Raw genomic sequence first — 12,607 nt, forward strand, 5'->3', positions numbered from 1 at the left:
ATATGAAATATGATATTGATTTATCGCCTTATTTTGCATTAGAAGGCCATCAACCATTTAAAGATAGGCATGCAACAATGCCTTGGCGCGGGGCGGTACCAATTAGTGCTGATAAACGACAAGACACATGGCAGAAATTAATCAATTCGACGTTCGAACCACGTAAGCGATTGGTATACCTACATATTCCTTTTTGTGCAACACATTGTACTTTCTGTGGTTTCTACCAAAATCGCTATGATGCCTCTGAAAGCCATATTTATACAGAGTATTTGATCCGGGAGATTGAAACGGAAGCCGACAACGTATTACACCAGTCTGCCCCTATCCATGCTGTTTATTTTGGCGGTGGAACACCCTCTGCACTTTCTGCTAATGATTTAGCGCGTATTATTAATGTGTTACGCCTTCGTTTACCATTAGCTCCTGATTGTGAAATAACCATTGAAGGGAGAGTTCTTAATTTTGATGATGCACGTATTGATGCATGCTTAGATGCAGGAGCAAATCGTTTTTCAATTGGTATTCAGTCATTTAATAGCAAAATTCGTAAAAAAATGGCCCGGACATCAAATGGTGAGGAAGCTCGGAAATTTATGGAAAAATTGTGCCATCGAGATAGAGCGGCGGTGGTTTGTGATTTGTTATTTGGTTTACCTGAGCAGACAACCGAGTTTTGGGGTGAAGACCTGAGAATTGCAAGTGAGATTGGCCTAGATGGTGTCGACCTTTATGCACTTAATTTGATCCCAAGTACGCCACTTGGTAAAGCGGTTGAAAATAATCGAGTCACAGTTCCTGATCCTGCCAAGCGTCGTGACTTGTATTTACAAGGCTGCGAATTTATGGATAAACAAGGCTGGCACTGCATCAGTAATAGCCACTGGGCGCGGACAACACGGGAACGCAATTTATATAATTTGTTGATTAAACAAGGGGCTGATTGCTTGGCGTTTGGCTCTGGTGCCGGGGGCTCTCTCAATGGATATTCATGGATGGGGGAGAGGAATCTGACCTCGTATTATGAAGCAATTAATGCGAAAAGAAAACCGCTCATGATGATGATGCAGACGACCGATCCGCAGTATCAATGGCGCCATCGCTTACAGGCTGGTATTGAAACAGCGCGAGTTGTACTTGAACAATTTACCCCTCATGCGCAAATGCTGTCTCCACTCTTACAGCAGTGGTATCAGTCAGGATTAACACAAGATACTTCGACTGATTTAAGACTAACGAATGAAGGCCGTTTTTGGGCAAGTAATATTCTTCAATCACTTCAAGAGATTATCGTGAATCTTAATTCTATCCAATTCACGCAAGAAAAAATATCGTAAAGGAACATTTAATGAGTAATGTAGCGTTAGCTGATTTTTTGAAAACAGAGCCCGATGGAACATTAGAAACTATTGCAAAACAATATGATACCACCTTATTGGATGTAGTAAGACATTTGCCCGATATGGCTTTGACGATAGGAAAACATTTTGACTTGATTTGGGATGCTGTCCACACATGGGGTAATGTCACCACGCTAGTTCATACGCAGGATGTTATTCTAGAATTTTCAGGTGAGTTGCCTTCAGGTTTTCATCGCCATGGTTATTTTAATTTACGTGGTAAAAAAGGCATGACAGGGCATATCAAAGCTGAAAATTGTACATATATTGCACTAATTGAACGAAAATTTATGGGAATGGATACCGCCTCGATTTTATTTTTTAATCAATCAGGAGATGCCATGTTTAAAATTTTCTTAGGGCGTGATGAACACCGTCAATTATTACAGGAACAACTTGAAGCTTTTCGTTTATTAGTTAAGCAACTTAAAGAGAATAATTAATGGCAAGATGGTTAGTTTTTGGCACTGGTGGGCAGGGTGTTGGCAATATTATTGGCTCAGCTTTGGGGAGATGAACCTGTATCTAAATGGTTATTTTTGAATAAACCGACATCAGTACTCGATATTCACCACCAACAACATCTTTTTCGTTTGTTACGGCATCTAGTCAATACACGAAAAATAAATGTGTGTTGTGTATTACGCGATTTAAACCTTACGGCTCAGCTTTGCTGATCACATTATTTTAATGCATCAAGGGCAAATTATTGCGGAGTAACTTTCATTATATTAAATCTTTAGTCCTCTATATGACAAGGAATGGTCTTTTTACTGGAACTACCCAAATTATTGGGTAGCTCAATTTTTTAATGGGGATATTAAGTATTCAAACAGTATCTATTTAGTTGGTTTTCCTTGCCAATATCCGGCGAGTAAAGAGCCCGATAAGTTATGCCAAACAGAAAACAATGCGCCTGGAAGAGCAGCCATAGCACCAAAGTATTGCGCTCCTAAAGTTGCTGCTAACCCTGAGTTTTGCATGCCAACTTCAATTGCCAAAGTTCGGCAAGTTGACTCATCAAAACCAAATAAACGCCCGCCCCAATAGCCACCAATTAAACCGATTCCATTATGTAATACAACAGCAATAGCGACCATAAATCCAACAGAAGCAATATGGCTTTGGCTACCTGCAACGACAGCACTGATTATTGCTAATATACAAATCATTGATAAAGAAGGTAAAAATGGTTCAATTTTTTTCACTATTTCACTGAAAAGATGATGAATGACTAACCCTGCAATGATAGGGATAATTACGATTTGTAAGATAGACAGCAACATACCCATGACATTTACACTAATTGATGTATCTGCATATAACAGAGTCAATAAAGGTGTTGCAAATACGCCAACCAAGGTAGATACCGATGAAATCGTAACAGATAATGCCACATCCCCGCGCGCTAAATAGATCATCACGTTTGAAGCCGTTCCACTCGCCACGCTACCCACTAATATCATTCCAACGGCAAGATCAGCTGGCATATCAAAAGCTTTAGCCAAAAGCCAAGCTGCTAGGGGCATAATCAAGTAATGAATAAAGGTACAAATAATCACTGGGGCGGGTCTTGTCACGACGCGTTTAAAATCGCTAATTCTTAGTGTTACTCCCATAGTAAACATAATTAGCATCAGTAAGTAGCTAATAAATGGGGAGACCCCTGTAAATGAGTTTGGTGTATAATAAGCAAATATGGATAAGAGTAGAGCCCATAATGGGAATAATCGAGTGACTTTAGACAACATTAAGACATTCCTTTTTATCTATTTTAAGTGGTTAGGTTTTCCAATAAGAACGAGTCGATATCATGGAGAGGATTGATTTGAGTTTAATGTATCAACTCTCTATTCGAGATATAGCCTTCTGATAAAGAGCGTCGCTCATAGAATAAAGTTGGCGTTTTTTCTCCACAATCAGAACCGGACTTATTTAGCGCATTTTTAAAGTTTGTTGTTATTATATTTGTAGTTTTTTGTTCACCACGATTTGCTTGAAAATTCGTGTGGATATCATGAATCAGATACGGACTAACAACCTAGTAAACTTATCAGGATAGAAGCAAACACGCTATGAGGAAATTGAATGCATATATTCTCAGCATCTACTTTTGTAATCTTCAGCCTACGCTATTTAAACACCATTGCGACAGCGCCAACGATGCCTAAAAGGATATCAGCACCAGCAAAGGCATAGATATTTTTAACTTCTTCACTGCGAGTATCGGCAAAACGTTCAAGTGTTTTCTTGCTTGAAGGGGCTTCAACCTCTTCAAATTGCTGTATATAGCCAGCAGCTTTTGTATTTCTTGTTCGCTTGATTTAGGTTTTTTCCGACTTGATAAAAAAGCAGTAATTATTCATGTTACGCCCTACAGGGTATTTGGTTAACTTACTAATCTTGCGTAAAGAAAAATGTTCAAACTTAGTGATTATAATCATAATTAGCACTGAATAATAATCATTGTCAATTCAATAAATTGTTAATAAACCCTAAGGGTAGTGCATTACATAGTCTTGGTATTATGAGATGAAAAACGAGAGCTTAAAACTCCCGTTTGTGCATTTAGAAAAATTCTTCGGTCATAACATAGGTTTTTGCCCAACTCGATGGCTTAGTTTCAAGTTTAAGCATGTAGACAAATCAGGGGGAAAAGGTTAAAAGGCTAGCAGCAGCCAAGCCTTTTAACACAGGTGGTAATATCTAGTTTTTCATATATACATTTAAGAATACATTTATATTTATATTAAAAATTTTAGATATGGTTATTAAATGATCTGCATAAATTGAGGTGCCTCCATGCTCATACTCTATATAATGACTTTCTGTAATATCCAAATTAATTGCCATTTCATGAGTTGATATTTTATTTTTCACTCTTATAATTTTTATATATTCACCAAGGTTCTTATTCCTTTGTGTGATTTCTTTCTTTATTATTTCTTTTTCTAGCATATTGGTGTTGGTGCAGTATTTTTGTTGATAATGAATGTTATTATAAATAAAGATATTGTTTTCTGTTGGGTAATGAATTTGAATATAAATTTAAACCCAAATCAATAATTTCACCTTCGCTCTCCAATTCTTTTAATAAAGAAACGAAGAAGGATTCTACGCTAATGTTTAATTGTATTAAAAACATTAAAATTAGACTGAATGATATAGTATTAACACCATTTTCGTAGCGTGAAACCTGTTGTTGACTGACATGAAGTAATTTGCTTATATCTTCTCCTGTCAGATCATTTTCGATACGTTTCTGCCTTAAATAATTTCCAATTAAGATGTTTACTTTGCTATTTAAAATAGCACGATCCATATTAACCCCTATAGTGAGTAAGAATTTTCTGAGATAAAAATTAATCAAATAATAATATTAAGTACAATCGTTTAAAACGCTTAATGATATATTTTTCATAGGCGCAATCGATTGAAAGAGAAAAGTCAATCGTTTGATTTTAATTTTCAGCTTGTAACAACATATTGATAAATAGCAATTAAATCAGTTTTTGCTATTTTTCCAATATTGCGAGATAAATGAATTGACAATTGTATTTACTCGTATAAAGAGTATTTGCGATTTCATTTTTATACGATACATTGAATATTAATTTTAATGATTAAATTATGCTTATTGTTTAGTATTTTATTTATTCTATTTTTTTTATTCTATATTTCTATTTAATTTATACATATATAAATATCCTTATTTACAATGCTGTATCATATTGGTAATAAAATATTATCAATTGAAATGTTTTGTTACAAATTAATTGATTGGATAATAATAAATCAGTCCAGGGAATTTTATTATGTACTGATTTTACTATGAGTAATAACGGATTTATATTAAATCTAGTCGTGATTATTTAGAATATCGGCAGTGGTTTTATATACTTGAGTAAATTAATTGTGAAGGGTGAAATTTTCATGTCTCGTTTCAATATGGAACCATGCGTTTATTATTTATTTACTGCTGAAAAATAAAACAGTATAGCTATTCATATTTCCAAAGGTAAAGGTTGTCTTTAGTGTTTATTGTTATATTCTTTAAATAATTACTTCCTATGTGAATTGAATTGGTGCATTTTTAACTAAATGTAAAAATTGGCACCCTCAAATATTAATTTTCTTATAAAATAATGGGTGAATATACATATTCAAGATTGATTAAATACACATAATTGATGTTTTATCAGTTGTAATATTTGTATCAGATTTTATCTGCCATGATAGATACAACATCGAATGGTAATAGCGAGTTTTAACAGAAAAGGGTTCATGTAAGTGCAAAACAGATATGGTTTTCTTCAAAGGACTTAAGCAAATCACACGCTAAATAGGGGTTATGATTGCCCTAAACGTATATTAGGAATACATTATAAGCAATTAATATCAGGAGTGGTAGCTTGTTGTGTACACCAAAATTTTGCGAGTTCTATGTGTTTTGTTGTTGATATTATTAGCCTTTATCATAGGTGTTTCAATAAACTTTAGTAAAAAACCAACCCTTATTGATGGCGCTAAACAGACAGTAGTGGATTTTATGCACCAACCGAAAGCTGCTGACATGAGAAATGTTAAATTCTATTCACATGGTTCAATGATGGGTCATAAGGTTATTGGGGATGTATGTGGTGAAGTGTTTACATTTAAAGATGATTTACCATATAAGTATAAGCGGTTTATTGTTGAAGTTGCTGCTAATCATGAAGGCCAGTGCGTGTTTTCCATTCCTTTATTTGATTTCGAGGGGGAAATGATCTCTGAGCCGGATTTTCAGAAGATTTGGGATAATCGATGTCAGTAATTAAGCACATTATTCACTATAATGGTCTTGTGGTTGCTTGGGATCATTAAAGTGATTTCTATTTAGTAACTGTTCTTTGTTAATTTATCGTTCGAAAAATAAATCTCGGTTCAATAGTTCCTCTAGAAGATTCACTGGTGATATTCATGTTGCCATAAGAATTTTAGTAAAAGAAAACTCCTTTGAGTATAACTGTATGAAATAAAGATATTGTTACAGAGCGAGCGAGAAGGCGTATAATTCCGTAGGTAAGTAATTTTATTTAATCATCATTGATGAGATGGAATGATAAAATGAACAGAAGTGAATTGATTGATTATATTCAGCATAATTATGGTGTGGAGCCTGAAACTCCATGGATGAAGTACCCTGAATATATTGTTTTTAGACGAAAAAACAACGCAAAGTGGTTTGCAGTTATTATGCGTATTTCATCTAAGAAATTAGAAATAAATAAAAATGAGGAGGTAATTAATATTATCAACCTTAAAGCTCCCCCTGAACTTATTGGTTCATTGCGGTTAAAAGATGATATTTATCCAGCGTATCATATGAATAAAGAGCATTGGATTACGATAAAGTTGCCAGGGCGCCTTACTGATGATGAACTCAAGGAGTTAATCGAAGATAGTTATAGGCTAACAGCTTAGCATTTCATTATATTGCTAGACTATCCCATCCATGGGAAAAATTTCCATACTAACTAGTTAAGCTTTCTTGCGATGATAAACAATCGAGGAAATGGCATTAAAACATAGCCATTATCTTGTGCTGGGTAAGCTTCTGTTAATAATTCATGGTAACGAGCGAGAAATTGTTCGGTTTGTTTTTTATCTAGGTTTTCAACGTAGGGTCTTAATCCTGTCGCGCTTAACCAATCAATGATTGAATCAATCGATGGCATGACGTGATAATAAGTCGTTTGCCATATATCAACAGAACAATGGGCTGCTGAAAGCAAATCATAATATTCAGCTATTGATAAAAGCGCTGTTCTATTGACGGCGGAAATCGCTTGCTCACTGGCCACTTTGCGCATTAAAGCATGTGTGGGTTCATTCCAATTATTTGGCATCTGGATGGCTAAAATACCGTTGCTTTTTAATTGATCAACAAGATGAGGGAATAATAGGTTGTGATCAGGTAACCATTGTAACGAAGCATTGGCAAATATAAGGTCCTGTTTGATTTCAGGAGCCCAGGTTTCAATGTTTGCATCTATAAACTGGCAGTCAGGAAGGTTCTTTTTTGCTTCAACTAGCATGGCAGGAGAGTTATCGACCCCAATTATTCTTGCTAATGGGTACATTTCACGAAGTATTTGAGTTGAATTACCTGGACCACAACCTAAATCGGTTAAATTACATACGTTATCGGCATGAATATGGCGGATTAAGTCATATGATGGGCGAGTTCTTTCCTGTTTAAATTGCAGATACAAATCAGGGTTCCAATCTTGCATGTGCTAGCCTCATTGTTTTATTGAATAATTAAATCATAATCTATGGCCTAACATATTGTACTTCTAGTTAAATATGTATTATTCGAGCTCCCATCATGGCGGCTTGGCCGCCAACTTTCACTTGAGTAATCTTTTTCGCTTGTGAGTGAATGTTTACTTGAATCGATGAGGTGCATCCCATGGCACGACCTTGCTCAAATAGAAATTGAGTTTCATTTGGTAAGACATAATTGACCAAATAGCAGCCAAGCGCTCCGCTAGCGCTGCCTGTTGCCGATTCCTCATTTATTCCATAGAGCGGTGCGAAATTTCGGCAATGTGCTGTGATTGATGTGTCTTGATTTAACTCAAATACATGGAAGCCGATCGTATTGAATTCACGGCTTAGTTTCGCTATTGCTTCATAATTAGGCTGTAGTAAATCTAAATAACCTGTTTTTACGGGAATAATAATGTCGGGTAACCCAGTTGAAATTATCATGATAGGTAAGCTTGTTTCAGTGATAATGTCACTCGTTATGCCAAGGGCTGCTGCAACTTCATTGATATTAGGTCCATCTCGCAGGGTGGGTAGCGCTTGCTCCATAACGATATTGTTCGGGCTAACAGACACACTTAGAATACCGGCCTTGGTTTTTTGGGTGTAACACCCAGAGCAAATCAGCTTAAGTGACGCTAAAGTGAAAAACACCGCTAATGTGGCATGACCACAAAAATCGACTTCACCTTCAGCGGTGTAGAAATCTACTTCAAAATCAGTTTGTTCACCATTATAGACAAATGCTGTTTCTGAAAAACCGACTTGTTGCGCAATAGCTATTTTTTGTGAAGTACTGAGTGCTGGCGGGTTGAGAACAACACCAGCAGGGTTGCCACCAGTATTATTTTGTGTGAAAGAATTCACAAGGTATACCTGAATATCTTGCTCAATTTCGCCGGTATTTTTAATTTGCATTTATTTTCCCGAGTTCTAAATAGATATCTTAAATTTTTGAGTGCACCTTACTCATTGGTTTAAATTTCATGAGAGGTAGAAATGCTATATTAACATTAACGCATTGTGTAATAGAGTCATTATGATGCTGTCTTTTATTGATAACTTAATGAACCCATAAATAAAGTATTAATAACTTGCTTAAGCTAACATAGTGATGATGCTTAACTCGAAATGACATGGAATTTAGTTGAAGTCGGTTGTAAATTTGATATAAGGTGGATGATATTATTTTTGATTTAGGTGAAAATGATTAGATTATGTGCTGATAAAACTAACGCAGGAGAAATAACTTATGTTTCCAGAGTACCGCGATTTAATTTCTCAACTTCGTCAATCAAGCCCTCATTTTCGTGCTCTTTTTGAAAAACATAATCAGTTAGACCATGAAATTGCAAGATTGGAACATTCAGACCGAAGAGGGTATGGCGATGAGGTGGTTGAGTTAAAAAAACAGAAACTACGATTAAAAGAAGAAATATATAAAGTGCTTAAAAATCCTGATGAAGAATAAAAATTTTATTTATATGGCAATAAATTTTATTATTGCCTAGAAGTAATCGTAAAATTTAACCATTAGAACAATGTTCAAAGTTATGTTTAAGTTGTTTGATAGCATATTTTTCTATATCTCTTAAACTCATGTTCATGGTATCCAAACCTTTTATATCCATTTTAAGTGTATGAACAGAACTATCATCACCGAGTAAAATTATATGTAACCCTGTAACCTTTGTGTTTTCTTCTAATATATTTACTTGAGTTAGATTAAATCGCATAAAAATACCTTTTATAAAAGTTATAATTATTAATTAACCTACTCTAATTGCATGTTTATTTCCTTTACAAATAGTTAAAGATTGTAACTGTCATTCATCTTAATATTGTCATAATAGAAATAAAAATCCCTCAATACTTATTAATTAAGTCTGAGGGATTGTTGTTTATTTAAAGTTTATTCTTTATAAATAGATACATGAGGGATACCGTCATCACCTATAGTTCCACGGTACATACCTTCTGAATTAAATTCCATTGCGTAATTGCCAGATTTATCCAATACAATTACACCGCCACTGCCTCCGATAGCTTTAACGTCATCGAGTGCATTACGAGATGCATCAGAAAGGGTGGCTTTATTATATTTTACCTGTGCTGCAATATTATGAGCCGTTGCTGTACGAATAAACATTTCTCCAGAGCCTGTTGCGGAAACAGCTACGGTATTATTATCTGCATAATTTCCTGCACCAATAATAGGCGAGTCACCAACGCGACCATACCGTTTGTTTGTCATACCCCCTGTTGATGTACCAGCTGCAAGGTTACCTTGTTTGTCTAAAGCAACAGCTCCAACAGTGCCATATTTATAATCGTATAACATAGGGTCTACAAATAGTGCAGCTGTTTTCCCATCATGATCTAATACGACTTTTTCTTTTTCTTTCGCTTTTTGCAATTGTTCCCAGCGAAAATCAGTACGGAAATAAGATGGATCAACAATTTCAATGCCTTGCTCTGCAGCAAATTGCTCAGCACCTTTAGAAACCATCATCACGTGAGGGCTTTTTGTCATAACAGCATAGGCGGCATTGATTGGGTTTTTGATATTGGTAACACCAGCAACGGCGCCTGCTTTCAGGTTACTACCATCCATAATTGAGGCATCCATTTCATTTTTTCCATCGTGAGTGAATACCGCACCTTTGCCTGCATTAAATAAAGGCGAATCTTCCATTACATTAATGGAAGCTTGTACTGCATCAAGGCTAGAACCTCCTTTATTCAATACGTTATAACCTGCTTTTAGCGCTTCATTTAATTTATCTTGGTATGCTTTTTCTTGTTCAGGCGTGATTGTATTTTTTGTAATAGTACCAGCACCACCGTGGATAACTAGCCGGATCGGCGTTTCAGTAGCGGCAATTGCTTGCAAAGAAAAAGAAGCAGTAAGTATGCATCCTAACAAAAGTAACTTCATGATTAACCTCTTTAGGTGGTTAGCTAAGATATTTTCATAATGCTTAAAAAGTATGGGATTGGAGTATGATGTTAGCAATTAGGAGAGTCGTAAAATGAGGAAAAAGTCACAGGTTATCAATAATGGTTTTTTGGGGGATGAAATTATTTAATAAAAAAAGCCCCTGCATGCAGGGGTATCTAATGGAAATGTATATTTATAGTTATTGTTATAAGGTGTCTATTGCTTAGATAGACCATTAGATAATACCAGTGATTAGTGCTTAATCCAAATCAGAGTAATCATAAAAATGGTAAATTAAGTGGTATTTTGTAGATTAAATTACGGACAAATAAGAAATTATTGAAATATAGTATAAGAATAAAATTAAAAAGATAATAAATTGGTTTTTGACTTGAAATACAAAATAATACTCCCATAACAATGATGAAAGCTGTTTTTATGATAAGGGATAAAATATGACTAACGCGCAGTGGGTAACACAAGCATTAAATGCGGTATTGGGCGAGGATATAGGTTCGTTGTCTGTGGCTAAGCAATATTTTTCAGATAAATATATCCAAGTTGTTGATGGAAAACAAATTAATTTTAATGAGTTTATTGCCCATTTGCAGGTATTGAAAGAAGCCACTGAATCAATCGTTATTACTATAAAATCGATCGCAGAAGGGGATGGCTGTGTTCATACTCAGCATCTGGCAAAAGCGACTAAAAAAGATGGTTCAATAAGTGAATTTGAGGTATTTGCTTGTTTTCAAATAGAAGATGGGAAAATTATCCGTTGCGAAGAAATGACAAGAATGATTAAAGGCAGTAATACGGATGAAGATTTGGGTTCAAGAACATAAATTTTGATTGTTTTTGTAAGGGCTTAATATTACTGGTGTAAGTAAAACCTAATGTAACACTAGGTTTTACTTTATTCTATTTTGTGTTAACTGGTTTTATATTAACTTGAGTAAGTTAACTGTAACCCTGTGCCAACTTCTTGTACGGGCGCAAATTTCGCTAAATGTATTTTGGCGTTAAGATCGGTACAGTGACATGGGTGTATAAATTTTAAATCTTGCTGGCGAAAGTAATTACCTGTTTGTTCTAAAACTTCTTCTGAGGCTTGCTGCAAATGAAACCCGCCTATCACAGTAACAATGTTATTGATGCCAGTTACATGCTTTGCATATTCAGTAATATTGCAAATTCCAGAATGAGAGCAACCCGTTATCACAATTAGGCCTTCCGATGTTTTAATGGCAAGTGCAGAGTCATCAAAGACATAGTCGTCAACGATATTATGGTTGAAGTCGAGGGTAGTACCAATGGGGTCTTTTCCTTCAAAGCTATTGGCTCTAGGAATTTGGCCCAAAAATATAATATTTTCAGAAAGATAATATGGCTTAGTCGTTTCAATACAATGAAAATAAGAAGCTAAAAACTCTTTAGGTGTATTCGCTCCGATGACTTTAGATTGAAATTTTTTTGGAATTAAGGCATCTGGATGGTATATCAGGTGCTTAGCTTCTTGTGTTTCAATGTTACGGCGGTCAAAATGTTGAATTAAGTGACTTAAGCCCCATGTGTGATCGTTGTGGCCGTGAGAAAGAACCAGATCAGTGATCTCAGCAAGGTCAATATTTAAGATATGTGCATTATCAATAAATATATCTGAATAGCCTGTATCGAATAATATTTTTTTATTATCAGCTTCGATATAGTAGCAAACACCGGGTTCACCGCAAAAATAGCTATCAATTAGGGTATTATTATCTACAAGAACAGTAATTTTTATTGTCATCATGAACTCATGTTTAATAGAAGTAATCGTAATCTGTTATATCAGATAAACTGTAAAAAGTTATTAAATGGCGATAAAACATAGTAACAAAAATTGGAGGAATGAGAGGGATATGAGAAAATTATCGGAGGCGACTATCTAAAGCCAACCTCCTAAATAAATTGC

The 12,607-nt window shown here is 35.1% G+C and carries 14 protein-coding genes and 1 pseudogene; 7 read left to right on the plus strand and 8 right to left on the minus strand.

Translation table 11 applies throughout. The annotated features are described in order from the left end of the window. Positions 1–2: 2 nt before the first annotated feature. From hutW to hmuV, 3 genes and pseudogenes are all read left to right on the plus strand, one after another. Positions 3–1,337, plus strand: coding sequence for a heme anaerobic degradation radical SAM methyltransferase ChuW/HutW (gene hutW, locus P3L37_RS08545; protein WP_109913126.1), 1,335 nt, complete (start codon positions 3–5; stop codon positions 1,335–1,337). Positions 1,338–1,348: 11 nt separating this feature from the next. Continuing rightward, a complete protein-coding gene (gene hutX / locus P3L37_RS08550; RefSeq protein ID WP_109913089.1) occupies positions 1,349–1,843 on the plus strand; it encodes a heme utilization cystosolic carrier protein HutX in 495 nt (164 codons plus the stop codon). 39 nt (positions 1,844–1,882) lie between these two features. Next, positions 1,883–2,114 (plus strand): annotated as a pseudogene (hmuV, locus tag P3L37_RS08555) (hemin ABC transporter ATP-binding subunit); the annotation flags it as partial. 125 nt (positions 2,115–2,239) lie between these two features. On the opposite strand, the gene P3L37_RS08560 reads toward hmuV, so the two are convergent. From P3L37_RS08560 to P3L37_RS08570, 3 genes are all read right to left on the minus strand, one after another. Continuing rightward, positions 2,240–3,151 (minus strand): bile acid:sodium symporter family protein, encoded by a 912-nt coding sequence (locus P3L37_RS08560; protein ID WP_004911522.1) that lies wholly within the window; start codon positions 3,149–3,151, stop codon positions 2,240–2,242. 955 nt (positions 3,152–4,106) lie between these two features. Beyond that, a complete protein-coding gene (locus P3L37_RS08565) occupies positions 4,107–4,358 on the minus strand; it encodes a helix-turn-helix domain-containing protein (RefSeq protein WP_004911521.1) in 252 nt (83 codons plus the stop codon). A gap of 40 nt (positions 4,359–4,398) precedes the next feature. Further along, positions 4,399–4,722 (minus strand): helix-turn-helix domain-containing protein, encoded by a 324-nt coding sequence (locus tag P3L37_RS08570; protein WP_004911517.1) that lies wholly within the window; start codon positions 4,720–4,722, stop codon positions 4,399–4,401. A 1,095-nt stretch (positions 4,723–5,817) separates the two neighbouring features. Here P3L37_RS08570 and P3L37_RS08575 point away from each other — a divergent pair. Together P3L37_RS08575 and P3L37_RS08580 are read left to right on the plus strand one after the other, a co-directional pair. Continuing rightward, positions 5,818–6,213 carry a hypothetical protein gene (locus tag P3L37_RS08575; RefSeq protein ID WP_109912405.1) on the plus strand — a complete coding sequence of 132 codons (396 nt, stop codon included), beginning with the start codon at positions 5,818–5,820 and terminating at the stop codon, positions 6,211–6,213. Positions 6,214–6,506: 293 nt separating this feature from the next. After that, complete coding sequence (locus P3L37_RS08580; RefSeq protein WP_004911514.1) at positions 6,507–6,863, plus strand: MmcQ/YjbR family DNA-binding protein; 357 nt, start codon at positions 6,507–6,509, stop codon at positions 6,861–6,863. Positions 6,864–6,916: 53 nt separating this feature from the next. Here P3L37_RS08580 and tam read toward each other — a convergent pair whose 3' ends face one another. Both tam and P3L37_RS08590 read right to left on the minus strand, forming a co-directional pair. Further along, positions 6,917–7,675: a trans-aconitate 2-methyltransferase gene (gene tam, locus P3L37_RS08585; RefSeq protein WP_109912407.1), complete on the minus strand. Its 759-nt coding sequence runs from the start codon at positions 7,673–7,675 to the stop codon at positions 6,917–6,919. A 67-nt stretch (positions 7,676–7,742) separates the two neighbouring features. Next, a complete protein-coding gene (locus P3L37_RS08590; protein WP_109912408.1) occupies positions 7,743–8,630 on the minus strand; it encodes a PhzF family phenazine biosynthesis protein in 888 nt (295 codons plus the stop codon). Positions 8,631–8,964: 334 nt separating this feature from the next. Here P3L37_RS08590 and P3L37_RS08595 point away from each other — a divergent pair, with 334 nt between their 5' ends. Next, positions 8,965–9,183, plus strand: coding sequence for a YdcH family protein (locus tag P3L37_RS08595; protein ID WP_110731982.1), 219 nt, complete (start codon positions 8,965–8,967; stop codon positions 9,181–9,183). 55 nt (positions 9,184–9,238) lie between these two features. Here the strand turns inward: P3L37_RS08595 and P3L37_RS08600 are convergent, their stop codons facing one another. Both P3L37_RS08600 and P3L37_RS08605 read right to left on the minus strand, forming a co-directional pair. After that, a complete protein-coding gene (locus P3L37_RS08600) occupies positions 9,239–9,448 on the minus strand; it encodes a hypothetical protein (protein ID WP_109912410.1) in 210 nt (69 codons plus the stop codon). A 176-nt stretch (positions 9,449–9,624) separates the two neighbouring features. Next, positions 9,625–10,650 (minus strand): isoaspartyl peptidase/L-asparaginase family protein, encoded by a 1,026-nt coding sequence (locus tag P3L37_RS08605; RefSeq protein ID WP_109912411.1) that lies wholly within the window; start codon positions 10,648–10,650, stop codon positions 9,625–9,627. A 458-nt stretch (positions 10,651–11,108) separates the two neighbouring features. Between P3L37_RS08605 and P3L37_RS08610 the strand changes: the two genes are divergently transcribed. Next, the gene (locus P3L37_RS08610; RefSeq protein WP_004911500.1) at positions 11,109–11,498 is read left to right on the plus strand and encodes a nuclear transport factor 2 family protein; all 390 of its coding nucleotides are present in this window, start codon (positions 11,109–11,111) and stop codon (positions 11,496–11,498) included. 101 nt (positions 11,499–11,599) lie between these two features. Here P3L37_RS08610 and P3L37_RS08615 read toward each other — a convergent pair whose 3' ends face one another. Continuing rightward, a complete protein-coding gene (locus P3L37_RS08615; protein WP_004911498.1) occupies positions 11,600–12,442 on the minus strand; it encodes an MBL fold metallo-hydrolase in 843 nt (280 codons plus the stop codon). Positions 12,443–12,607: the final 165 nt, after the last annotated feature.

The organism is Providencia sp. PROV114 (genome assembly GCF_032704305.1).
Classification (GTDB): domain Bacteria; phylum Pseudomonadota; class Gammaproteobacteria; order Enterobacterales; family Enterobacteriaceae; genus Providencia; species Providencia rettgeri.